Raw genomic sequence first — 21,495 nt, forward strand, 5'->3', positions numbered from 1 at the left:
GCGCCCGCCGCCTGGTCATCTGGCGCGGCTCCTTCTCTGCCCTCTTCGCCTGCACGGCCTTCATGTTGGCCAGCGCCCTGGCCGGCAGCATCACTTCCTGAATCACGTAGCCGAGCACGGCGGCCCTTCGGGATAACCGTACCCCTTCGGGAGCGTAAGCGGCCGAGAGCGCGCAACCATCCACCGCAGCCAGGGCCTGGAGCGTACCTCCGTGCCTGGGTGACCTGGCATTTCCCATTTCAACTGAAGGCGCCGGCCTGGCGCGAGGTTTTCTAATGTCCGCAGTCATGAAACAGGCCGATCAGCATCCGGCCATGAGCGAAGATGCGCTCGTAGAAGTCCTAAGCGGCAGCCTGTATCCAGGCGCCCAACGCAATTCGGTAGTGATGGTCCTAGCCTACTGCAAGGCTGCCCAGCTTGATCCGATGCTCAAACCGGTGCACATCGTTCCGATCTGGAGCAAGTCAGCCGGAAAGATGGTGGACACCGTTATGCCGGGTGTCGGTCTCTACCGCATCCAGGCAGCACGTACTGGGCAATACGCCGGGATCAGCGAGCCTGAGTATGGACCAGCCGTGACCATGAATCTCGGCGGTGTGGAGGTCACGTTTCCAGAATGGTGTCGGATCACCGTAAGGCGGCAGATGACTGGCGGCCATGTTGCCGAATTCACCGCCAGCGAGCGATGGTTAGAAAACTACGCCACCGCGAAGAAGGACACCCTGGCGCCTAACGCGATGTGGCTCAAACGTGCGTATGCACAGCTTGCCAAGTGCGCCGAGGCGCAAGCCCTGCGCAAGGCCTTCCCTGAGGTCGGATCAGCCCCTACGGCTGACGAGATGGAGGGCAAGGTTTTCGAAGATGGGCCGCGCGAGGTGAACACGCAGCGGCAGCCAGATCCTCATCCAGAGCCCACCGCACTAGACGACTACCCAGACGAAAAGCTTCAGGAAAACCTCCCCAAGTGGCGCGCCGCCGTAGAGGCTGGCCGGTCTTCACCGGACCACCTGATCGCCACTGTCAGCAGCAAATACACCCTGAGCGAGCAGCAGATCGAACAGATCAAGAACCTTGCGCCCATCGAAGGAGTATCCGAATGAAGATCCACAATGTAGCTCAGGGCAGCGCTGAATGGCACGCCCTCAGGGCCAAGTACTTCACCGCCTCCGAAGCGCCGGCAATGATGGGCGTCTCGAAGTATCAAACCCGCACTGAGCTGTTGTACCAGAAGAAGACGGGTATCGCTCAGGAGGTAACAGCGGCCCAGCAGGTTATCTTCGACCGCGGTCACGCAACTGAGGAGCTTGCCCGCCCTATCGTCGAGCGAATGATCGGCGAGGATCTCTTCCCGGTCGTGGGCACCGAAGACAATCTGCTGGCCTCCATGGATGGCATGACCTCGCTTGGCGATACGCTGTTCGAGCACAAGCTCTGGAATGAGTCGCTGATTGCTCAGGTGCGATCGGGCGAGCTTGAGCCTCATTACTACTGGCAGCTTGAGCAGCAGTTGCTGGTGACCGGCGCTGAGAAGGTGATCTTCGTGTGCTCCGACGGCACCGAGCAGAACTTCGTTTCTCTCGAATATTTCCCGGTACCTGGTCGCGCCGCTCAACTTGTTGAAGGCTGGACCCAGTTTGAACATGACCTCAGCAACTTCGAGCCAGCAGCACCAGCAGTAGAGGTAGTCGGCCAGAGCCCAGAGGCGCTTCCCGCCCTCCGTATCGAAGTAACTGGCTTGGTCACTGCCAGCAACCTGGAGCAGTTCAAAGCGCACTCGCTCGCGGTGTTCAGCAGCATCAACACCGATCTGCAGACGGACAAGCACTTCGCCGATGCCGAGAAGACGGTTAAATGGTGCGGCGAGGTTGAAGAGCGGCTGGCTGCCGCAAAACAGCACGCTCTCAGTCAGACCGAAACAATCGATGCCCTCTTCCGCGCAATCGACGAAATCAGCGCACAGGCCAGGGCTAAACGATTGGAGCTGGATAAGCTGGTCAAGGCGAGAAAGGTAGCAATTCGGGATGAGATCGTAATCGGCGCCGCAAAGGCTCTGCAGACACACATCGACAAGATCAACGAGTCGTTCGGCGGCAAGGTGCGCATGCCGCATGTAACAGCCGACTTCGCGGGCGCCATCAAGGGCAAGAAGACTATCACCAGCCTGCGCGACTCCGCGGACACTGAACTGGCCCGAGCCAAAATCGAAGCCAGTCAAATCGGCGATGGCATCCGAGCGAACCTCGAAAGTCTCCGCACGCTGGCAAAAGATCACGCCTTCCTGTTCAACGATGCGCAGCAGTTGGTGCTCAAGGACAATGATGACCTGGTAGCCCTAATCAAGGTCCGCATCAGCGATCACCAAAAGGCCGAAGAAGTAAAGGCCGAGCAGCAGCGTGAGCAGATCCGCCAAGAAGAACGCGAGCGAGCCGATCGAGAGGCTGCCGCCAAGCTGAATGCACCGCAGACGACAAGCGCTGCTCCTGCAGCAGCTGAGCCGTCGCAAGCTCCCTCGAAGGTAGCGCCGCGAGTGGCTACCGATTCTACTACGAAGCCTCAGTTCTTCCAGGCGGAAGTCAGGGACTTCGAGGCGCTCGTCCAGGCTGTCGCTCGCGGCGAGGTTCATATCAGCGTTCTGACGGTCAACTGGCAGGCTCTCGACGCAATCGTGTCGGCCAAAGGCTCAGATTTCAGCGCTCCGGGGGTAACCCTGATTCAGGTGGCAGCATGAACCCATCAATCGACCTGGAGGCCGCCAAAGCGGCCTTCTTCGCGTCTGGTGGTCAGCTTGTGGTGCTGGAGGGCTTCACCTACCAGCCGCTACCGCAACGCAAGCACCCGGAACCATGCCGCAAGAAACGCAAAGGCCCACCGCCCGTCCAGAACGGCACGCGCCAGGAAATGGCCATGGCCCGCGCAGATATGGTGGCGAAGATGGCCGAAACCATGACCTGCCGAGAGGCCAGCCTAGAGCTGAAGGTGTCCCAGTCATCACTGTGGGACATGGCCAAGCGCTACGGCTTCAAGTTTCTCCCAGGCAATCGTGGCAAGCACACGGAAACGCCCGAAGCTGAGGATCGCGATGCCAGGCTGGCCGAGCGCATTCGGGCCCTTCGTGATGTTGGAGTGTCGAGGTACGCTGCAGCCCTCAAGCTCGAGATCGGCCATTCCACCTTGAACCGCATCGTTGAGAAGTTCGACATCGACTTCCCGCGTAAACGACCCAGGAGGTAGCCATGCAACGCAGAAGAAAGCAAGTCTTCCCCCTTCCGTACTACCAAGGCCGCACCGCCCGAGCCGCGGGCCGGTGCCGAGCCTCCCAGCCATACCCAGAAATGACAGTCGATAGCGCCTGGTGGCTAGGGGGCTGGCACGACTGCGATATAGAGCTAACCGATGAACCGAAGAATCACCCGATCGCTCCAGCTGCACAGGCGGCGTGAGCAGTTCAACCTACCGCCCAGCGGATTGAAGGAGGTGCCGTATGGCGATGGACCAGGCAGAGCGCGACCGGCGCCGGCGCGCCAAGGCCGAGCGGCTGCAGGAAGAAGACCTGCGCTTGAAGGTTCGACCAGGGACTAAACAGGCCCTGCTGGAACTGATGGAGTGGGCCGGGATCGAGGAACAGGGCGAGGCGATGACGCTGATGATTCATCACCTGCATGGGCTTGGCCCGGGTGGCGCTATGCCGCTGCTGACACCTCCGCGCCACGAAATCACGGTATCACCGGTTGTGGCGCGGAAGCTTCAGCAGTTCAGTGCTGCACAAGCGCTTCGCTTGGGTCGCGACCAAATCCTACTCGGGTGCGATCACGAATAGACAGTAGTGGTTGCTGTCCACAACCATCGCGCGCCCTGGGCCAGATTCGACAATCTCCCCCAGATAATTCCCCTTGATGTCGTAGAACTCATCACCGTCCACGCGATACAAAAGCTCGTTGGATGGCGAGCGGACATACTCATCGTCGTCAATTCGGCCAATCGGCAGTTGCCCAGGCACCCGCCCCTTGAAAACTTCGTAACGCCCTTTGCTGAAGTCGATAGTCACGCTGGCCTCCCCATGCCCGGCCCTATACCGGTCACCCGTAATACCCCATCCCAAACCAAATAGCCACCATGCCGCCACCAGCACGGAGGGCGGCGCATGCTCAGGAGATTCCACATGCAGAACATCCCGCCACGCCCGACAGCCGACAAGGCAATGATCCTGGAAGCGTGCAAGGTGGTCGCTGAGAAGCTGAACGGCGCCGATGCTGAGACTATCGCCCAGCACTACAGACGCCACATGGATGGCTTCGAACTGGCCAAGGAACTCGACAAATATGCCTACTGGGACACAACCAGGGAGGACATGGAAGCGCTGGATGAAGTCGATGCCCTGGTTGATAGGGCGGAGCGAAAAGCCGTCAAAGCATGGGCTGAGGAGCATAACCCACAACCTCCGCTACCTATTGGAACTCGCATCACACAGGGCGTAATAACTGGAATCTACGATTACGAGCCAGCCACCTACCGGGTCAAGGAAGATGGCTGCACCAACGACAGCCGGAGCCTTCTGATTAAGTTCGAGAACGCTGTCGCCGCCTGATCCTCCGGCGCTGCCCGCCAGCGCCTTCCCCTATTCAACGATAACGCCTCCCCGGCGAGGAGCCGTATGGCTGCGTATTACAACGAAATCGACCCATACGCCGCGCAGTGGCTCCGCAACCTCATTGCCGCGGGCCATATCGCGCCTGGCGACGTAGACGAACGCTCGATCGAGGATGTGCACCCCGATGAACTCAAGCCTTACACCCAATGCCACTTCTTCGCCGGCGTCGGCGTTTGGTCCTATGCCCTTCGTCGCGCCGGCTGGCCAGATGATCGACCTGTTTGGACCGGTTCCTGTCCGTGCCAACCTTTCAGCGCGGCAGGCGCGGGAACTGGGTTTGATGACAAGCGGCACCTGTGGCCACACTTCCATTGGCTCATCAGCGAGCGCCAGCCTGCAATCGTCTTTGGAGAGCAGGTTGCAAGCAAGGACGCAGAGCCTTGGCTCGACCTTGTACAAGTTGACGTGGAAGCCATGGATTATGCCTTCGGGGCTGTTGCGTTCCCGTCTGCGGGCGTCGGTGCTCCGCACATCCGAGACAGGACGTACTGGGTGGCGCAGTCCGAACACCGTCGACGCCAAGCTGGGGAATCGAAACGGGCCTGGCCAGGTGCAGCTGTGCCATCAAGTCCTTGCGGCAGGCTGGCCAAGTCCAACGGCCTGCGATTCGAACAGAAAGCCGTCGCAGTCCTTCACGACCCCGAATGTCACACTGAACCACGCAGCAGTCTTGAGTGGCTGGGCAACCCCGAAAGCCTGCGACGGGAGGGGAAACGCATACGAGTCGGATGCGAATTGCCGACGTGTAGAGCTTCGCAAGCAGGTGATTCTGTGCGGACCGGCCCGGTTAACGGCCTGTGGGCAGATGCTGACTGGCTCTTCTGCCGGGATGGAAAGTGGCGGCCAGTTGAACCCGGCACATTCCCGCTGGCTCATGGGGCTACCAGCCGAGTGGGACGCCTGCGCGCCTACGGAAACGCCATCAATGCTGAAGCGGCGACGCACTTCATAGCCGCCTTTCTCGAGACTAGCTGAGCGCCAGCTTGGCGCATGGAGACCAACATGAGCACATTCGCAGTGTTCGGCATGACCGCGAGCGCGGCACTGGCCGAAGCCAAGAAGAAGACCAGGACCACGCGTCCCAGCGGGAAGATTGGTTGCCCCCCCCGTAGACCTCTCACCTGCCGAGTGGGACGAAGCGGTCAAGCGCCATGCCGAAGCCACGATGGCTGGCGAACGGGTCAAGCAACTCAGTGCGCTATTCGATACCCCGCAGCACGCCATGCAGTTCATCGAGCTGGCCAAGCGTGCCGGCGCCTGCCGTGACCTCAAGATCCGCTGCAAAGCTGCCCTACTCGATGAGAAGGGCGAGAAGATCCTCAACCCTAAGACCAGGATGCCCCTCATAGGCTGGGCCGACTGGACACCCGAAAGCCACAAGGCTGCCTGATCCGGAGTTACCCATGCCCACAGAAAACCGATCCAGCAACACAGAGATGGTCAGTGCCCCGCGCGAGCCTAGTGCTCAGATGCTGGATGCAGCGCGTAATGCCCCCGTCCCGATGGTGTATGTCGACTCAATGCGTGCTCGCCAGGACTTGGAGTTTTCAGCTCGCTACAAAGCAGCCATCTCCCAGTGCACGCAGCCAGCCCCGCAGCCCCACCCCGACCCTATAGCCTGGATGGTTGGTACTGCCTTCTGGTGGACCAAAGTAGAGGCAGAGCGGGATGCGGCGGCGACTGGACTGCCGATAGTTGGCCTGGGGCCGATGACCGACACTGCCGAGGCAGAGCGCTTGTTTGCGGCCAACACCGAGTTCGCAAGGCGACACCTGGAAGGACTGGCAGAAGTTGAGCGGCTGCGGGCCCATCTGGCCGAGGCACTTCGTGTAGCGAGCCAAGCGCACTTGGCTCTGATCAGCTACCTGCCAGCCCACCGTAATGCCGTAACCACGGCGGCCATCGAGGCATGCGCCGCCCTATCCGCCAGCGCAGAGCGGAGGGCGCCGATAGCCTGGCACGTCGGCGGGAACGGCTACGACCGGATTTGCTTCGAGATGCCAGCCGAGTTACCTGGACATCCCTGCATCCAGCCCATTCACGACCAGCGCCAGCTGATCGACCTCCTCAAGCGCTACGACCTTCGCGACGAAGACGTGCCGCCAGATGAGCGAGTCCACGGCATTTCGGGGACGTCCTTCCAGCGCCTGAATGCTCTCGCCAACCAGGGCGAATGACTACAGGAGCACATTTGTACTCCACCCAGCTGTAACCCCTCTCCCCTCTATTCACTGCCGCGATATGGCGGCCAAGGAATCGTTATGCCTGCAGAAAAGATTTCGTTCGTCAATGGCAAGCCTGCGGACTGCGGTTGCCAAATTCAGTACAGCAGCGGCGGCGGTGAGTACAGCGACGTGCACTATGTCACGTTGTGCGCCACACACCAGGTAAAGCGCTTCGGGCCAGTCGAGGTCAAGCGCGATGAAGATGGCTGGTGGTATCACCCTGACGTGCCGGAATTTGACGAAGACGTTGGGAAGTTTGACGCCTGGCTCAAGGAGCAGAAGCTTGAACTCAAGCAGCGCTCCATGGATGCGGACGGCCTTGAGGATCATCCCTACTGGGATATCGATTCGAACTGCTCTGGATGCGTTGGCTGGGAACCTCAGTCACCCGGACCTGAGTGGTTCCTGTTGGAGATCTTCGACACCGAAGACGGACCCTATGTGAGCTGGGTGCGGCGAGTGGTGACGCTATGACCCGCCTAGCCCTCTGCCTCCTGCTGCTGGCCACCCTGGTCGGCTGCATCGAGCAACCCGGCCACCTGGAAGTGAAGGAAGACAAGGGCCGCGCCGTCACCTGCTGGCAATCGGACAGCGGCATGGTCTGCCTGCCCAACTGGATGCTCGCCCCGCCGGAACCTGAGAAGTGCCTGATCAATGACATCGGCAGGTCCGAGGCCTGCAAAAAGCTTTTCAGGGAGAACGCCGGCAACCAGCGCCAGCTCTCCCCGCACGAAACACAACCCGAACCTACACCCGCACTGGCGCCTGGGCGCTGGATTTATGAGAGGTATGAGCTGTGAGCAAGATCGATTGGAGCAAAGCGCCTGAGTGGGCAGACGGTCACGGCCTAGTCGCGCATCACGGCATCACCGAGGTGTGGATCAGCATGGAGCAGTACGCCGTGGTCGGCGCCGAGGATCGAGCCTATGCCTATGGCGGCGGGACTGGCGATCACCGGCACAACTTCACGCGTGGCCAGGTCCAGTACATCACGCCCCGGCCGGCGCGCTGGGATGGCGAGGGCCTGCCGCCGGTTGGCACGGTGTGCGAGGTGCAAACCTGGGTAAATCGTGAGTGGCGAAAGACCACCGTTCTCGCCCATCACTTGGGCTTCGCAGTGCATAGTTGGAGCACAGACGGTGACGACATTCAAGTCGAGGTAGCCCCATCTGGTGACTTCCGCCCCTTCCGCACGCCGGAGCAGATCGCAGCGGAAGAGCTTGAGGATCGACTGACCGTAATGTCGCGCGCTTACCAAGATGCTACCGGAAGAACTCCGGATGCATACGTGAGCGAAGCGTTCAGGGCGCTGGAAGAGGCCGGCTACCGCAAGCAGGTGGCGCCATGATCGAGCAATTCAGCGTGAACGAGCTTGAGGCCGTGCTGAAGGGCGCCAAGCCTAGCGACCTGCGCGGCGGCGAGACCATTGCCCAGTACCTGCACCGCGAGATTCAGCGCCTGGCCAAGGAGCGCGACAGCCTACGCGAGGATCGCGACGGGCTGCTTGAGGCCGGCGCCCACCTGCTGTGACCCCACCCCCTACTACTCAAGCCCGCCGACATGCGCGGGCGAGGATGACCCATGGCCATTTTCATCTGCTCATGCACGAAGCTCAGCAAATGCCAGTCGCTTGGCGATCAAGTGCGTGTGGTTGCCATGCGCCGCGGCAATGGCTGGCAAACGATCCGTGACGACCTTGCACGTATAGCTGAAGAGTGGTTTGGCCGTGAGCCGGCCAAGACCAGAAGCGAAATGCGCGCCGTATGCGACGAAGTCTTCCGCACTAATTGACCAACCCGCCGCCACCGGCGGCGTGGAGACCATCCATGAACCTGATCGACTGCTACGTCACGAAGATCCTCAGTGAGCCGTACCGAATGTTCGGCCACTGGTGGGTCGACGTCGAATACGACGGCGAAGGCCGCATCAGCGATACAAAGCTCATGTTCCGCACCGAGGAAGCCGCCCAGGCGGCGAAGGTCGGGCACCACTTTCTGGCGTGACCCGTCTATATAAAGGAGACACCCAATGCGACACTTAGAAAACATTGATCGCTTGCTCCGCCTGGACGAGGTGCTGCACGTCACGGGCATGGGTCGGAACACCGTCTATCGAAGAATCCGTGAAGGGACGTTCCCGAAACAGGTTAAGATAGGACCCAATTCGGTCGCCTGGCGACAGTCGGACATCACTCAGTGGATGACCTCTCTAACCCCCAGCGACGACCAATCAGTACATTGAGCAGTACACTGGAAAGCCAGATCGAGCTCAAGCCCTTATCCCACCAGCTTTACAGGTTCACCAGTGGAAATCTTCAAAGAATTTACGTTCGAATCCGCCCACCGGCTTCCCCATGTGCCCGAAGGCCATAAATGCGGGCGTCTACATGGGCATTCGTTCAAGGTCGCCCTTCATCTGACGGGTCCACTCGATCCGCATACCGGCTGGATTCGCGACTTCGCCGAAATTAAGGCGGTGTTCAAACCCATCTACGAGCAGCTCGACCATAACTACCTGAACGACATCCCTGGCCTGGAAAACCCCACCAGCGAAGTCATCGCCAAATGGATCTGGGATCAGGTCAAACCGTTGCTGCCAGAACTGTCCAAGGTGCGTATCCACGAGACGTGCACCAGTGGTTGCGAATACAGCGGGGACTGAGCCCGTAGGCAGGCTCGTCAAGCGCTGACGCTCACGCCCACAACGCCTCGCCTTGCCTGGTCCGGCGTCCTGGGGGCCCAGCAGCGAACCTGCCCCGATCCAACTCCACCCGATCAGCAGCGGGCAGCCGTCTCCAGCACGTGAATCGTTAGCGAACCGTGCTGTCCTTGCTGGCCCGTGATCAACCGACGGCCATGCTGGGGCCACAGCAACGTCGCAGGTCCGCCGCTCAAGTGCTGCAACTGCACATTGAGGACAGATGTACCTTCGTCCAAGGTTTTGGGATCAAGTCCTTCGAGCTTCCAGAGAAAGTCCGGAAGCGCTCGCTGGCTGGTCCAGCGCTTGGCCAGGCTTGTCGTCCAACCGCGCTGCTCTCTTAGGGTAAAGTCGAGGCGCCTGCCGTGACTGTCGAGCGGCCATAGCTCATAGACATGGCTGTTCCCATCGCTGTAGGCGGCAAACCAAAAGTGGTCGCATGCCATGCGAAATTCGGCGATGTTCCAGCGATTCCCAAAGAAATCATTCGTCTCGACCACTAGCCCAGCTCTGGGAGACCACTCGCTGCCTTCGTCGAACCTTGCCGTTACCAGGCCTCCTGCGGTTGATTCACCGTCAGGCCGCCACCAGGCACGTCCAATGAAGCTGTATTGAGGCTGAAATCTGTACCTGGCACGCGCCTTTTCCAGCGCCGTTCCCCAAGCCCACTCGCGAGCCTGATGACCATAGTCGAGAATCTCCAGTGCTATCCGGCCAGGCTCGCCGCGTACGGTATTGATGAGCGATGCGTCAGCTTCTTTATAGCGCCTTACGCGATGCCCTTGGGCATTCTCCAGAATCAGGTTGCACATTCGCGCACCGCGCTTGATACCGGCGTAGTTCATCGCCTGCACCGACCATAAATGGGTGGGATTGGAAAGACGCGGCTGCCCGGCGCTTGGCTCATTCTCGCGTTTGACCGCAACGTACCCCGACACCGTAGAGGGATTGTTGTAGAGGATACGGTTCAACGGCCGCCACCCGCTGTCGTAAGGCCGGATTTCGTAGCACAACTTCGCCCCATCCTCCCCTGAGGCAGCAACGTAGGCACCGAACCAGAACAGCTCGCCATACCGGTGACCGTCCTTGGTGTAGTCCTCTGGCGCCAGTTGCAGTGGCCCCTTTCCCTCGGGCTCAGCTCGCCAGTAGTTATACCAATGATCGTTGTGGATACCGGCCCCGCCGACGTGAAGCCACATAGGGGCAAGCTTGTCCTGGTAGTCCCACCATCGATCCGGCTGAATCAGCTCGTCGGTCAACTGCCACCAGCAGCGGGCAAGAAACGAGAGTTCAGGATGATAAATGTAGTCGGTCATGATGGCTCACTCTTGGGTCGCAATGTGAGCTAAACGCTAAGCAACGCCGGCCGCGCATTGCAGAAGGAAGCGCTCTACATCAAGAATGTCGAATCGATCGACCTGAGTTCACCCCCGCTGGCACTGACCGAGGTCCCCCTTGAATCGCAAGCTCGACGCTAGTGGAGGGCCAAACAGCGAAGTAGAGGAGAAGACGACTACTCCAACGCGCTGTTGAGAAACGATGGCGCGATGTAGCGCTGGTAATGCGCCTCTGACAACAGAAAGAACTCACGATCAATCGCATCGCGCAGTTGCGGCAGTTCCCAGTCGCGGAACTCGGGCAGCAAGGCCATGCCGTAGGCCTCCAAATCCCGAATCATGCGCGCGCCCCTGGCAATGAGCTGGTAGGCCCAGCAGTACTCGGACTGCTGCTCGACATACCGTATGGCACGCTGCTCCAGTTGCTGGCGCAGCACGCCTTTGTCGAACACCTCAAGCTTGGCCATCATCACCTGAACCAGCAGTTGCTCCAGGCGTAACCAAACCGCGCGTTTCTGCGCATCGTCGTAGCCATTCCAGTGGATGACCTCATGGTGGAAACGCTTGCATCCCCGGCATACGGTGTCCCCATAAACCGTGGAACACAGGCCGACGCAGGGCGTTTTGATGGACTTGTTGGACATGAAATACAACGGCTTGAAGGTGGAGTACGCGGCCATGTTAGCCCTTTGTCTAACCAGGGTCACCCGCTAAAGTCATCATCGCCGCCTTACCTTCCAGCGATTTATACCGTAGAATCATCCGGCCTTTTCGAAGGCAACAATGTCCGTTGGAAGCTGTTTTCAAAGCGTCACGAGCACAGTTGATCCGGCAGAACGACGTTGGTCCGGGCCTGCATCCCCGCAGGCCCGAGCCAGCCCTCATCAGATACTCGTTCTGCAGGCGTAAAACTTTGAAAGCAGCTTCCGCAAGGATTTCTTGCGACCCTGGCCAGGCGGCCCAAGAAGCCATGACGGCGCATGGGTGCAAGGAATGCTGGATGAGCGTCCCGGACCCCTTAAAGGGGCCACTGATGAGGGAAATAACTGTGCTTGAAGCCTACCGCAAACACATCGAAGAGCGCGCCGCGCTGGGTATCGTGCCCCAGCCGCTGAACGCCGAACAAACTGCAGGCCTGGTCGAGTTGCTGAAAAACCCGCCGGCCGGCGAAGAAGCCTTCCTCGTAGACCTGCTCACCAACCGCGTACCGCCTGGCGTCGATGAGGCGGCCTATGTCAAGGCTGCTTTCCTTTCGGCTCTCGCCAAGGGCGAAGCCACTTCGCCGCTGATCGATCGCAAGCACGCCACCGAACTGCTGGGCACCATGCAGGGCGGCTACAACATCGAGACGCTGGTTGTGCTGCTGGATGACGCCGAGCTGGGCGCCGTCGCGGCCGAGCAGCTCAAGCACACCCTGCTGATGTTCGATGCCTTCCATGACGTGGCTGAAAAAGCCAAGGCCGGCAATGCTCATGCCAAGGCCGTGCTGGAATCCTGGGCCGCCGGCGAGTGGTTCACCTCGCGCCCGGCCATCGCCGAGAAATACACCCTGACCGTGTTCAAGGTGCCTGGCGAAACCAACACCGACGACCTGTCCCCTGCCCCAGATGCCTGGTCGCGCCCTGACATCCCGCTGCACGCCCTGGCCATGCTGAAAATGGCCCGCGACGGCATCGAGCCTCAGCAACCAGGCTCGGTGGGCCCGCTGGCTCAGATCGAAGCAGTCAGGGCCAAGGGCTACCCGGTCGCCTACGTGGGTGACGTGGTGGGTACCGGTTCTTCGCGCAAATCCGCCACCAACTCGGTGCTGTGGTTCTTCGGTGACGATATCCCGTACGTGCCAAACAAGCGTGCTGGCGGTTTCTGCTTCGGCACCAAGATCGCCCCGATCTTCTACAACACCATGGAAGACGCCGGCGCCCTGCCGATCGAGTTCGACTGCACCGACCTGGCCATGGGCGACGTGATCGACGTCTACCCGTTCAAAGGTGAAGTACGCCGTCACGAAAGCGATGAGCTGGTAACCACGTTCGCGCTCAAGACCGAAGTGCTGCTCGACGAAGTGCGTGCCGGTGGCCGTATCCCTCTGATCGTCGGCCGCGGCCTGACCGAAAAAGCCCGTGCCGAGCTTGGCCAGGGCCCATCGGACCTGTTCAAGAAACAAGAGCAGCCTGCCGATACCGGCAAGGGCTTCACTCTGGCGCAGAAGATGGTCGGCCGTGCGTGTGGCCTGCCGGAAGGCCAGGGCGTTCGCCCAGGCGCCTACTGCGAGCCGAAGATGACCACCGTGGGTTCCCAGGACACCACTGGCCCCATGACCCGTGACGAACTCAAGGATCTGGCTTGCCTGGGCTTCTCCGCCGACCTGGTGATGCAGTCGTTCTGCCACACTGCGGCCTATCCGAAGCCAATCGACGTCACCACCCACCATACCCTGCCAGACTTCATCCGCACCCGTGGCGGCGTGTCGTTGCGCCCAGGGGACGGCATCATCCACAGCTGGCTGAACCGCATGCTGATGCCCGATACCGTGGGTACCGGTGGCGACTCGCACACCCGCTTCCCGATCGGCATCTCCTTCCCTGCAGGCTCCGGCCTGGTAGCCTTCGCTGCCGCCACCGGCGTCATGCCGCTGGACATGCCAGAGTCGATCCTGGTGCGCTTCAAAGGCAAGCTGCAACCTGGCATCACCCTGCGTGACCTGGTGCACGCCATCCCTTACTACGCCATCCAGCAAGGCCTGCTGACCGTCGAGAAGAAGGGCAAGAAAAACGCCTTCTCCGGTCGCATCCTTGAAATCGAAGGCCTGGACGAACTGACCGTCGAGCAGGCCTTCGAGCTCTCGGACGCTTCGGCTGAACGTTCGGCTGCCGGTTGCACCATCAAGCTGCCGGAAAAAGCCATTGCCGAGTACCTGAAGTCCAACATCACCCTGCTGCGCTGGATGATCGGCGAAGGCTACGGCGATGCACGCACCCTGGAGCGTCGCGCCCAGGCCATGGAAGCCTGGCTGGCCAACCCTGAACTGCTGTCGGCCGACGCCGATGCCGAATACGCCGAAATCATCGAAATCGACCTGGCCGACGTCAAGGAGCCTGTGCTCTGCGCCCCGAACGACCCGGACGATGCTCGCCTGCTGTCCTCGGTACAGGGTGAGAAGATCGACGAAGTCTTCATCGGCTCGTGCATGACCAACATTGGCCACTTCCGCGCCGCTGGCAAGCTGCTGGAAAAGGTCAAGGGCGGTATTCCGACCCGTCTGTGGCTGGCCCCGCCGACCAAGATGGATGCACACCAGCTGACCGAAGAAGGCTACTACGGTATTTACGGCAAAGCCGGTGCGCGGATGGAAATGCCGGGCTGCTCCCTGTGCATGGGTAACCAGGCGCGAGTCCAGACCGGTTCGACCGTGGTGTCGACCTCGACCCGTAACTTCCCGAACCGCCTGGGCGACGCCACCAACGTGTACCTGGCATCGGCCGAGCTGGCTGCGGTGGCTTCGATCATCGGCAAGCTGCCGACCGTCGAAGAGTACATGCAGTACGCCAAGGACATCGACAGCATGTCTGCCGACGTCTACCGCTACCTGAGCTTCGACCAGATCGCCGAGTTCCGCGAAGCGGCCGCCAACGCCAAGATCCCAGTGGTCCAGGCGTAAGCCAGGCAGCCATCGACTGGCTGCATGAAAAAAGCCCCGGCAGTGATGCCGGGGCTTTTTTTTGCCATTTCAAACGGTCGGGCACCTGCTAAAGACCTGCAGACGCCTTCGTGAACGTGACCAGGCGGCGGCGAGCACGCCTGTCAGAAGCTATCACCAGGAACGCGCACCCAGCCTTCCATTAACACGCGAGCGCTACGACTCATGATGGCCTTGGTCACCGACCACTGCCCATTGATCAGGCGTGCTTCTGCACCAACCCGCAGGGTGCCCGATGGATGCCCGAAGCGTACTGCACTGCGCTCACCGCCGCCTGCAGCCAGGTTTACCAGTGTCCCCGGGATGGCCGCCGCCGTGCCGATCGCGACGGCAGCAGTGCCCATCATCGCGTGATGCAGCTTGCCCATGGACATGGCGCGCACCAGCAAGTCGATATCTTCCGCCCTGACCTGCTTGCCACTTGAGGCGAGATAGGCATGTGCCGGCGCCAAGAATGCCACCTTGGGGGTATGCTGCCGGGCGGCAGCCTGCTCTAGATGCTCGATCAGCCCCATGCGCAGCGCACCATGGGCCCGTATCGTCTCGAACCGCTCCAGGGCAGCCGGATCTCCATTGATGGCATCCTGCAATTCCATACCGCTGTAGCCGAGGTCGGCTGCATTGAGAAACACCGTTGGGATACCGGCATTGATCAACGTAGCCTTGAAGGTGCCAACCCCTGGCACCTCCAGATCGTCCACCAGGTTACCGGTAGGGAACATCGCCCCGCCTTCCCCATCGTCGTCGGCAGCCGGATCAAGAAACTCCAACTGCACTTCGGCGGCCGGGAACGTCACGCCATCAAGCTCGAAGTCGCCGGTCTCCTGCACCTGACCGTTGTCCATCGGCACATGAGCAACGATGGTCTTGCCGATGTTGGCCTGCCAGATACGCACCGTGGCAACACCGGTGCCGGCTAACTGCGCGGGGTCTACCAGGCCACTGCCGATGGCGAACGCACCTACTGCCGCGGAAAGGTTGCCGCAATTGCCACTCCAGTCCACGAAAGGCTTGTCGATACTAACCTGGCCGAACAGGTAGTCCACATCATGATCAGGCCGCTCGCTGGCGGACAGGATCACGACCTTGCTGGTGCTGGACGTTGCCCCGCCCATGCCGTCGATCTGCTTGCCATAGGGGTCGGGGCTGCCGATTACCCGCAGCAGCAAGGCATCGCGTGCCGGACCTGGCGTTTGCGCTTGTTCCGGCAGATCTTGCAAACGGAAGAACACGCCTTTGCTGGTGCCGCCACGGATGTAAGTGGCCGGAATCTTGATTTGAGGTGCATGTGCCATTAATTGAAGCCTCTTGGATGGGCCCGAACCAGGGCGGGCGCCTAGGGCCGCAATGCGGCCACGTCGCGTTAAACGGTCGCTTCGAGGAAGTCCTGGGCAAAACGTTGCAACACACCGCCCGCTTCGTAGATCGACATCTCTTCGGCCGTATCCAGGCGACAGGTCACCGGTACGTCAAAACGCTCTCCGTTGCGACGGGTAACCACCAGGGTCAGGGTGGCGCGCGGTGTACGGGTGCCGATCACGTCATAGGTTTCGCTGCCATCCAGGCCCAGTACCTTACGGTCTGTACCTGGCATGAATTCGAGGGGCAAGACGCCCATACCCACCAGGTTCGTGCGGTGGATGCGCTCAAACCCCTCGGCGACGATGGCCTCCACGCCTGCCAGACGAACCCCTTTGGCAGCCCAGTCGCGTGAAGAGCCCTGGCCGTAATCGGCACCGGCCACGATGATCAGCGGCTGCTTGCGCTGCATGTAGGTCTCGATCGCTTCCCACATGCGCATGACTCGGCCTTCGGGCTCAAGGCGTGCCAGCGAGCCCTGCCTTACACTGCCATCTTCGTTGCGCACCATCTCGTTGAACAGCTTGGGGTTGGCGAAGGTGGCGCGCTGAGCCGTGAGGTGATCTCCACGGTGGGTGGCATAGGAATTGAAGTCTTCTTCAGGCAAGCCCATTTTGGCCAGGTACTCTCCCGCCGCGCTGTCGAGCATGATGGCATTGGAGGGCGACAGGTGATCGGTGGTGATGTTGTCCGGCAGTAACGCCAGTGGGCGCATGCCACGCAAGGTGCGCACCCCAGCCAATGCGCCTTCCCAGTAGGGTGGGCGACGGATGTAGGTGCTCATGGGACGCCAGTCGTAAAGCGGCGCGACCTTGGGCCCGTGGTCCTGCTCCACGGCGAACATGGGAATGTAGACCTTGCGGAACTGTTCGGGCTTGACCGCAGCGCGAACCATCGCATCGATTTCGTCATCGCTGGGCCAGATATCCTTGAGGCGGATTTCCCGCCCATCCGATGCCACACCCAGCACATCCTTCTCGATATCGAAACGGATCGTACCCGCGATGGCGTAGGCCACGACCAAGGGTGGGGACGCCAGAAATGCCTGTTTGGCATACGGGTGAATACGGCCATCGAAGTTTCGGTTACCAGACAGCACCGCGGTGGTGTACAGGTCCCGGTCGATGATTTCCTGCTGGATGGTCGGGTCGAGGGCGCCGGACATGCCATTGCAGGTGGTGCAAGCAAAAGCGACGATGCCGAAGCCCAACGCTTCGAGCTCCGCCTCCAGGCCCGCCTCTTCCAAGTACAGCTGTACAGCCCTGGATCCAGGAGCAAGCGATGACTTGACCCAAGGCTTGCGCGCCAGCCCCAGCCTGTTGGCATTGCGTGCCAGCAACCCGGCGGCAATCACGTTGCGCGGGTTGCTGGTGTTGGTGCAGCTGGTGATGGCTGCAATGATCACCGCCCCGTCCGGCATCTGCCCGGGTACCTGCTCCCAGGCACCCGCAATCCCCTTGACGGCCAGCTCGCTGGTGGCCACCCGGGCATGGGGGTTTGAGGGGCCCGCCATGGTGCGCACTACGCTGGAGAGATCGAAGTCCAGTGTGCGCTCGTAGACTGCGTCGGCAAAGCTGTCGGCCCATAGACCCGTGGCCTTGGCGTAGGTCTCTACCAGTGCGACCTGCTGTTCCTCGCGGCCCGTCAGGCGCAGGTAGTCGATGGTCTGTTGATCGATGGCGAACATGGCCGCCGTGGCGCCATATTCTGGAGCCATGTTGGAGATGGTGGCGCGATCGCCGAGCGTCAGAGCACGGGCGCCTTCTCCATGGAATTCGAGGTAGGCGCCGACCACCTTCTGCTTGCGCAGAAATTCGGTCAGGGCCAATACCAAGTCGGTTGCCGTCAGGTTGGGCGCCAGCTTGCCGGTGAGCTGGACGCCGATGATTTCCGGCAGACGCATCCAGGAGGCGCGCCCGAGCATGACGTTCTCGGCCTCAAGCCCTCCCACGCCGATGGCAATCACGCCCAATGCGTCCACATGAGGGGTGTGGCTGTCGGTGCCGACACAGGTGTCCGGGTAGGCCACGCCGTGATCGTTGTGTACCACGGGCGACATCTTCTCCAGGTTGATCTGGTGCATGATGCCGTTGCCAGGCGGGATGACATCGACGTTCTTGAACGCTTTCTTGGTCCAGTTGATGAAATGGAAGCGGTCTTCGTTGCGGCGATCCTCGATGGCCCTGTTGCGTTCGAACGCCTGGGGATCATAGCCGCCACACTCGACGGCCAGTGAGTGATCGACGATCAGCTGTACGGGCACCACCGGGTTGACCTGGGCAGGGTCACCGCCCTTGTCGGCGATGGCATCGCGCAAGCCGGCCAGGTCGACCAGCGCGGTCTGACCCAGGATGTCATGGCAGACGACCCGGGCCGGATACCAAGGGAAATCCAGGTCGCGCTTGCGCTCTATCAGCTGGGCCAACGACGCCTGGAGCGTACCGGGGCTGCAGCGGCGCACCAGGTTCTCGGCCAGCACGCGCGAGGTATAGGGCAAGCCCTGATAGGCGCCGGGTTTGATGGCCTCGACGGCAGCGCGGGCATCGAAATAATCCAGGTCGGTGCCTGGCAAGGCTTTGCGGTAGGCAGTATTCATATCGTTATCAGGCTCGGTCACGGATGGCGTTCAAGGGTGCGCGTGCGGGCAGACATGCTGGGCCACCCCGCGAGGCCAACAAGACCTGCGCGGGGTGGGCGCCCATCAGCGCTGCTCGATCGGCACGAACTGACGCTGTTCGACGCCGGTGTATTCGGCGCTCGGACGGATGATGCGATTGTTCTCACGTTGCTCGAACACATGCGCTGCCCAGCCGGTAAGCCGCGAGCAGACGAAAATAGGGGTGAACAGCTTGGTCGGTATGCCCATGAAGTGATACGCCGAGGCATGGTAGAAGTCGGCGTTGGGGAACAAGCGCTTCTGCTCCCACATGGTCTTGTCGATGGCTTCGGACACCGGGTACAGCACCGTGTCGCCCACTTCATCGGCAAGGCGCTTGGACCAGCCTTTGATCACCTCGTTACGCGGGTCGGACTCTTTGTAGATGGCATGGCCAAACCCCATGATCTTGTCCTTGCGCTCGAGCATGTGCAGCAACTCGGTCGACGCTTGCTGCGGGCTCTGGAAGCGCTCGATCAGCTCCATGGCCGCCTCGTTGGCACCGCCGTGCAGCGGGCCGCGCAGCGAGCCGATGGCGGCGGTGACGCAGGAGTACAGGTCCGAGAGGGTCGAGGCACACACCCGGGCGGTGAAAGTGGAGGCATTGAACTCGTGCTCGGCGTAGAGAATGAGCGATACGTTCATCACCTTCACATGCAGCTCGCTGGGCGGCTTGCCATGGAGCAACTGCAGGAAGTGGCCGCCCAAGGTGTCTTGGTCGCTGACGCAGTCGATGCGCACGCCGTGATGGCTGAAGCGGTACCAGTAACACATGATCGCCGGGAAGACGGCCAGGAGCCGGTCGGTCTTGTCGCGCTGGGCATCGAAGGTGAGCTCGGGCTCGAGGGTTCCGAGCACGGAGCAGCCCGTGCGCATCACGTCCATCGGGTGAGCGTCGCGCGGGATGCGCTCCAGTACTTCTTTCAACGCCTGCGGCAGGTCGCGCAGGCCTTTGAGCTTGTGCTTGTAGTCGGCAAGCTCGGCTTGGCAGGGCAGCTCGCCATACAACAACAGGTAAGCCACCTCCTCGAATTCGGCATGGGCGGCCAGGTCACGGACATCATAGCCCCGATAGGTCAGCCCAGCGCCGGCCTGACCGACCGTCGACAGGGCCGTCTGCCCGGCAACCTGACCGCGCAGGCCTGCGCCGCTGAGTACTTTTGCTTCGGCCATGGTGCTTCTCCTTTCTTGAACTTGTTATGGAATGCTGGCTGGCTAACCCTTACTTACCCCTGAACCTGGGCGCTGCAGCGCGCTCAGCTGGCAGGTCAGCCTTTTTTCTGTGCAAACAATGCATCGAGATGCTGCTCGAAAGCGTGGTACCCAATGGCCTCGTAAAGCTCCATGCGTGTCTGCATGGTATCGATGACGTTCTTCTGCGTACCGTCGCGGCGCAGGGCCGCGTAGACGTTTTCGGCAGCCTTGTTCATGGCACGGAACGCCGACAGTGGATACAGCACCAGCGACACATCGACCGAGCCCAGTTCTTCGGTGGTGTACAAAGGGGTGGCACCGAACTCGGTGATGTTGGCCAGGATGGGAGCCTTGACCCGGTCGGCGAAGGTCTTGTACATCGCAAGTTCGGTGATGGCTTCGGGGAAAATCATGTCCGCACCGGCCTCGACACAGGCGGCCGCCCGATCCAGCGCCGCATTGAGCCCCTCGACCGCCAACGCATCGGTACGGGCCATGATCACGAAGCTGTCATCGGTGCGGGCATCGACCGCCGCCTTGATACGATCGACCATCTCCTGCTGGGTGACGATTTCCTTGTTCGGACGGTGGCCACAACGTTTGGCGCCTACCTGATCCTCGATGTGAATGGCCGCGGCGCCAAACTTGCTCATGGCGCGCACGGTACGCGCAACGTTGAAGGCCGAGGCGCCGAAACCGGTGTCCACGTCCACCAGCAATGGCAGGTCGCACACATCGGTGATGCGCCTGACGTCGGTCAGCACGTCGTCCAGGCCACTGATGCCCAGGTCAGGCAAGCCCAGCGAGCCTGCCGCCACACCGCCGCCGGACAGGTAAATGGCCTTGAAGCCGGCACGCTTGGCCAGCAAGGCGTGGTTGGCATTGATGGCGCCAACGACTTGCAGCGGGCGCTCGGCGGCCACTGCATCGCGAAAACGCTGGCCTGGGGTGCTCTTGACGGTCATTTTTCACCTCGTGTGCTGGGGGTGTGGTCGCCTTGGTAATGGCGCTCGATGTTGCGTTTGGACGCAGCGATGTGACGGCGCATCAACAGCTCGGCCAACTCGCCGTCACCCTCGGCGATCGCGTCCAGGATGCGGTGGTGCTCGGCGAAAGCTTGGCGTGGCCGATTGGGTGTGGCCGAGAACTGGATACGGTACATGCGCACCAGTTGGTACAGCTCGCCGCAGAGCATCTTGACCAAGGTCTGGTTGCCACTGCCCTGGATGATGCGATAGTGAAAATCGTAGTCACCCTCCTGCTGGTAGTAGCCTACGCCCGCCTGAAAGGCAGCATCGCGCTCATGGGTTTCCAGCACCTGGCGCAGCTCGTCGATCTCGGCCCTGCCCATGCGCTCGGCCGCCAGGCGGCAGGCCATGCCTTCGAGCGACTCGCGGATTTCATAGAGTTCGATGAGTTCGGCGTGGCTCAGTGAAACCACGCGTGCGCCCACATGGGGCACACGAACCAGCAGGCGCTGGCCCTCGAGGCGGTGAATGGCTTCACGCAGCGGGCCTCGGCTGATGCCATAGGTGCGGGCAAGCTCCGGCTCGGAAATCTTGCTCCCTGGGGCTATGTCCCCCCGCACAATGGCCGCTTGAATTCGCCTGAACACATGCTCGGACAGGGTTTCCGATTCCTCGTTTCCAGTAGCGTCACTGGGTGAAAGCACCTGCATATTG

Annotated in this window: 25 protein-coding genes; 17 read left to right on the forward strand and 8 right to left on the reverse strand. The window is 61.1% G+C overall.

What is annotated here, in order from left to right; genetic code table 11:
* The first annotated feature begins 287 nt into the window (after positions 1 to 287).
* From bet to B2Y33_RS15410, 4 genes are all read left to right on the forward strand, one after another.
* On the forward strand, positions 288 to 1,100 hold the full coding sequence (bet, locus tag B2Y33_RS15395) for a phage recombination protein Bet (RefSeq protein WP_206405350.1): 813 nt from the start codon (positions 288 to 290) through the stop codon (positions 1,098 to 1,100).
* On the forward strand, positions 1,097 to 2,728 hold the full coding sequence (locus B2Y33_RS15400; protein WP_206405351.1) for a lambda-exonuclease family protein: 1,632 nt from the start codon (positions 1,097 to 1,099) through the stop codon (positions 2,726 to 2,728). Before bet ends, B2Y33_RS15400 begins: the two co-directional genes overlap by 4 nt.
* Complete coding sequence (locus B2Y33_RS15405; RefSeq protein ID WP_206405352.1) at positions 2,725 to 3,231, forward strand: hypothetical protein; 507 nt, start codon at positions 2,725 to 2,727, stop codon at positions 3,229 to 3,231. Before B2Y33_RS15400 ends, B2Y33_RS15405 begins: the two co-directional genes overlap by 4 nt.
* Positions 3,232 to 3,481: 250 nt before the next feature.
* A complete protein-coding gene (locus tag B2Y33_RS15410) occupies positions 3,482 to 3,817 on the forward strand; it encodes a hypothetical protein (protein WP_206405353.1) in 336 nt (111 codons plus the stop codon).
* On the opposite strand, the gene B2Y33_RS15415 is transcribed toward B2Y33_RS15410, so the two are convergent.
* Positions 3,794 to 4,045 carry a hypothetical protein gene (locus B2Y33_RS15415; protein WP_182336962.1) on the reverse strand — a complete coding sequence of 84 codons (252 nt, stop codon included), beginning with the start codon at positions 4,043 to 4,045 and terminating at the stop codon, positions 3,794 to 3,796. The genes B2Y33_RS15410 and B2Y33_RS15415 overlap by 24 nt on opposite strands.
* Before the next feature lie 114 nt (positions 4,046 to 4,159).
* On the opposite strand from B2Y33_RS15415, the gene B2Y33_RS15420 reads away from it, so the two are divergent.
* From B2Y33_RS15420 to queD, 12 genes are all read left to right on the forward strand, one after another.
* Positions 4,160 to 4,585: a hypothetical protein gene (locus tag B2Y33_RS15420; RefSeq protein WP_206405354.1), complete on the forward strand. Its 426-nt coding sequence runs from the start codon at positions 4,160 to 4,162 to the stop codon at positions 4,583 to 4,585.
* A 66-nt stretch (positions 4,586 to 4,651) separates the two neighbouring features.
* On the forward strand, positions 4,652 to 5,623 hold the full coding sequence (locus tag B2Y33_RS15425; protein ID WP_206405355.1) for a DNA cytosine methyltransferase: 972 nt from the start codon (positions 4,652 to 4,654) through the stop codon (positions 5,621 to 5,623).
* Between the two features lie 118 nt (positions 5,624 to 5,741).
* Positions 5,742 to 6,038 carry a hypothetical protein gene (locus B2Y33_RS15430; RefSeq protein WP_288633089.1) on the forward strand — a complete coding sequence of 99 codons (297 nt, stop codon included), beginning with the start codon at positions 5,742 to 5,744 and terminating at the stop codon, positions 6,036 to 6,038.
* Between the two features lie 13 nt (positions 6,039 to 6,051).
* Positions 6,052 to 6,825 carry a hypothetical protein gene (locus tag B2Y33_RS15435; RefSeq protein WP_206405376.1) on the forward strand — a complete coding sequence of 258 codons (774 nt, stop codon included), beginning with the start codon at positions 6,052 to 6,054 and terminating at the stop codon, positions 6,823 to 6,825.
* A gap of 84 nt (positions 6,826 to 6,909) precedes the next feature.
* Complete coding sequence (locus B2Y33_RS15440) at positions 6,910 to 7,347, forward strand: hypothetical protein (RefSeq protein ID WP_241194885.1); 438 nt, start codon at positions 6,910 to 6,912, stop codon at positions 7,345 to 7,347.
* A complete protein-coding gene (locus tag B2Y33_RS15445; protein WP_206405356.1) occupies positions 7,344 to 7,673 on the forward strand; it encodes a hypothetical protein in 330 nt (109 codons plus the stop codon). The genes B2Y33_RS15440 and B2Y33_RS15445 overlap by 4 nt, the downstream gene beginning before the upstream one ends.
* Positions 7,670 to 8,221 (forward strand): hypothetical protein, encoded by a 552-nt coding sequence (locus tag B2Y33_RS15450; RefSeq protein ID WP_206405357.1) that lies wholly within the window; start codon positions 7,670 to 7,672, stop codon positions 8,219 to 8,221. The genes B2Y33_RS15445 and B2Y33_RS15450 overlap by 4 nt, the downstream gene beginning before the upstream one ends.
* A complete protein-coding gene (locus B2Y33_RS15455) occupies positions 8,218 to 8,403 on the forward strand; it encodes a hypothetical protein (protein ID WP_206405358.1) in 186 nt (61 codons plus the stop codon). Before B2Y33_RS15450 ends, B2Y33_RS15455 begins: the two co-directional genes overlap by 4 nt.
* 51 nt (positions 8,404 to 8,454) lie before the next feature.
* A complete protein-coding gene (locus B2Y33_RS15460; RefSeq protein ID WP_206405359.1) occupies positions 8,455 to 8,664 on the forward strand; it encodes a hypothetical protein in 210 nt (69 codons plus the stop codon).
* Positions 8,665 to 8,699: 35 nt separating this feature from the next.
* Positions 8,700 to 8,876: a hypothetical protein gene (locus B2Y33_RS15465; protein ID WP_206405360.1), complete on the forward strand. Its 177-nt coding sequence runs from the start codon at positions 8,700 to 8,702 to the stop codon at positions 8,874 to 8,876.
* A 25-nt stretch (positions 8,877 to 8,901) separates the two neighbouring features.
* Complete coding sequence (locus tag B2Y33_RS15470) at positions 8,902 to 9,114, forward strand: helix-turn-helix transcriptional regulator (protein ID WP_201870830.1); 213 nt, start codon at positions 8,902 to 8,904, stop codon at positions 9,112 to 9,114.
* 63 nt (positions 9,115 to 9,177) lie between these two features.
* Positions 9,178 to 9,534, forward strand: coding sequence for a 6-carboxytetrahydropterin synthase QueD (gene queD, locus B2Y33_RS15475; RefSeq protein WP_104926694.1), 357 nt, complete (start codon positions 9,178 to 9,180; stop codon positions 9,532 to 9,534).
* Between the two features lie 113 nt (positions 9,535 to 9,647).
* Here the strand turns inward: queD and B2Y33_RS15480 are convergent, their stop codons facing one another.
* Positions 9,648 to 10,886, reverse strand: coding sequence for a hypothetical protein (locus tag B2Y33_RS15480; RefSeq protein ID WP_059183131.1), 1,239 nt, complete (start codon positions 10,884 to 10,886; stop codon positions 9,648 to 9,650).
* A gap of 197 nt (positions 10,887 to 11,083) precedes the next feature.
* Positions 11,084 to 11,551, reverse strand: a complete 468-nt coding sequence (locus B2Y33_RS15485) for a DUF1289 domain-containing protein (protein ID WP_023536066.1) — start codon at positions 11,549 to 11,551, stop codon at positions 11,084 to 11,086.
* 404 nt (positions 11,552 to 11,955) lie between these two features.
* On the opposite strand from B2Y33_RS15485, the gene acnB reads away from it, so the two are divergent.
* The gene (gene acnB, locus B2Y33_RS15490; protein WP_028686940.1) at positions 11,956 to 14,565 is read left to right on the forward strand and encodes a bifunctional aconitate hydratase 2/2-methylisocitrate dehydratase; all 2,610 of its coding nucleotides are present in this window, start codon (positions 11,956 to 11,958) and stop codon (positions 14,563 to 14,565) included.
* Positions 14,566 to 14,708: 143 nt separating this feature from the next.
* Here the strand turns inward: acnB and prpF are convergent, their stop codons facing one another.
* The 5 genes from prpF to B2Y33_RS15515 all read right to left on the reverse strand — a co-directional run bounded on the left by prpF (position 14,709) and on the right by B2Y33_RS15515 (position 21,491).
* Positions 14,709 to 15,899: a 2-methylaconitate cis-trans isomerase PrpF gene (prpF, locus tag B2Y33_RS15495; RefSeq protein ID WP_104926063.1), complete on the reverse strand. Its 1,191-nt coding sequence runs from the start codon at positions 15,897 to 15,899 to the stop codon at positions 14,709 to 14,711.
* A 68-nt stretch (positions 15,900 to 15,967) separates the two neighbouring features.
* Positions 15,968 to 18,559, reverse strand: a complete 2,592-nt coding sequence (gene acnD, locus B2Y33_RS15500) for a Fe/S-dependent 2-methylisocitrate dehydratase AcnD (protein ID WP_206405361.1) — start codon at positions 18,557 to 18,559, stop codon at positions 15,968 to 15,970.
* Positions 18,560 to 18,664: 105 nt separating this feature from the next.
* Positions 18,665 to 19,792, reverse strand: a complete 1,128-nt coding sequence (gene prpC / locus B2Y33_RS15505; RefSeq protein WP_027914611.1) for a bifunctional 2-methylcitrate synthase/citrate synthase — start codon at positions 19,790 to 19,792, stop codon at positions 18,665 to 18,667.
* 95 nt (positions 19,793 to 19,887) lie between these two features.
* Positions 19,888 to 20,778, reverse strand: coding sequence for a methylisocitrate lyase (prpB, locus tag B2Y33_RS15510; protein WP_028686938.1), 891 nt, complete (start codon positions 20,776 to 20,778; stop codon positions 19,888 to 19,890).
* Positions 20,775 to 21,491, reverse strand: coding sequence for a GntR family transcriptional regulator (locus tag B2Y33_RS15515; protein WP_028686937.1), 717 nt, complete (start codon positions 21,489 to 21,491; stop codon positions 20,775 to 20,777). The genes prpB and B2Y33_RS15515 overlap by 4 nt, the downstream gene beginning before the upstream one ends.
* Positions 21,492 to 21,495 lie beyond the last annotated feature (4 nt).

Origin of the sequence: Pseudomonas sp. UBA5666 (assembly GCF_002420785.1) — a bacterium.
Taxonomy (GTDB): Bacteria; Pseudomonadota; Gammaproteobacteria; order Pseudomonadales; family Pseudomonadaceae; genus Aquipseudomonas; species Aquipseudomonas fulva.

Bases quoted from the DNA above. Each gene is read 5' to 3' on its own strand.
- bet (WP_206405350.1), top strand. From the start codon at position 288: ATGAAACAGGCCGATCAGCATCCGGCCATGAGCGAAGATGCGCTCGTA.
- B2Y33_RS15400 (WP_206405351.1), top strand. From the start codon at position 1,097: ATGAAGATCCACAATGTAGCTCAGGGCAGCGCTGAATGGCACGCCCTC.
- B2Y33_RS15405 (WP_206405352.1), top strand. From the start codon at position 2,725: ATGAACCCATCAATCGACCTGGAGGCCGCCAAAGCGGCCTTCTTCGCG.
- B2Y33_RS15410 (WP_206405353.1), top strand. From the start codon at position 3,482: ATGGCGATGGACCAGGCAGAGCGCGACCGGCGCCGGCGCGCCAAGGCC.
- B2Y33_RS15420 (WP_206405354.1), top strand. From the start codon at position 4,160: ATGCAGAACATCCCGCCACGCCCGACAGCCGACAAGGCAATGATCCTG.
- B2Y33_RS15425 (WP_206405355.1), top strand. From the start codon at position 4,652: ATGGCTGCGTATTACAACGAAATCGACCCATACGCCGCGCAGTGGCTC.
- B2Y33_RS15435 (WP_206405376.1), top strand. From the start codon at position 6,052: ATGCCCACAGAAAACCGATCCAGCAACACAGAGATGGTCAGTGCCCCG.
- B2Y33_RS15440 (WP_241194885.1), top strand. From the start codon at position 6,910: ATGCCTGCAGAAAAGATTTCGTTCGTCAATGGCAAGCCTGCGGACTGC.
- B2Y33_RS15445 (WP_206405356.1), top strand. From the start codon at position 7,344: ATGACCCGCCTAGCCCTCTGCCTCCTGCTGCTGGCCACCCTGGTCGGC.
- B2Y33_RS15455 (WP_206405358.1), top strand. From the start codon at position 8,218: ATGATCGAGCAATTCAGCGTGAACGAGCTTGAGGCCGTGCTGAAGGGC.
- B2Y33_RS15460 (WP_206405359.1), top strand. From the start codon at position 8,455: ATGGCCATTTTCATCTGCTCATGCACGAAGCTCAGCAAATGCCAGTCG.
- B2Y33_RS15465 (WP_206405360.1), top strand. From the start codon at position 8,700: ATGAACCTGATCGACTGCTACGTCACGAAGATCCTCAGTGAGCCGTAC.
- B2Y33_RS15470 (WP_201870830.1), top strand. From the start codon at position 8,902: ATGCGACACTTAGAAAACATTGATCGCTTGCTCCGCCTGGACGAGGTG.
- B2Y33_RS15480 (WP_059183131.1), bottom strand. From the start codon at position 10,886: ATGACCGACTACATTTATCATCCTGAACTCTCGTTTCTTGCCCGCTGC.
- B2Y33_RS15485 (WP_023536066.1), bottom strand. From the start codon at position 11,551: ATGTCCAACAAGTCCATCAAAACGCCCTGCGTCGGCCTGTGTTCCACG.
- prpF (WP_104926063.1), bottom strand. From the start codon at position 15,899: ATGGCACATGCACCTCAAATCAAGATTCCGGCCACTTACATCCGTGGC.
- acnD (WP_206405361.1), bottom strand. From the start codon at position 18,559: ATGAATACTGCCTACCGCAAAGCCTTGCCAGGCACCGACCTGGATTAT.
- prpC (WP_027914611.1), bottom strand. From the start codon at position 19,792: ATGGCCGAAGCAAAAGTACTCAGCGGCGCAGGCCTGCGCGGTCAGGTT.
- prpB (WP_028686938.1), bottom strand. From the start codon at position 20,778: ATGACCGTCAAGAGCACCCCAGGCCAGCGTTTTCGCGATGCAGTGGCC.
- B2Y33_RS15515 (WP_028686937.1), bottom strand. From the start codon at position 21,491: ATGCAGGTGCTTTCACCCAGTGACGCTACTGGAAACGAGGAATCGGAA.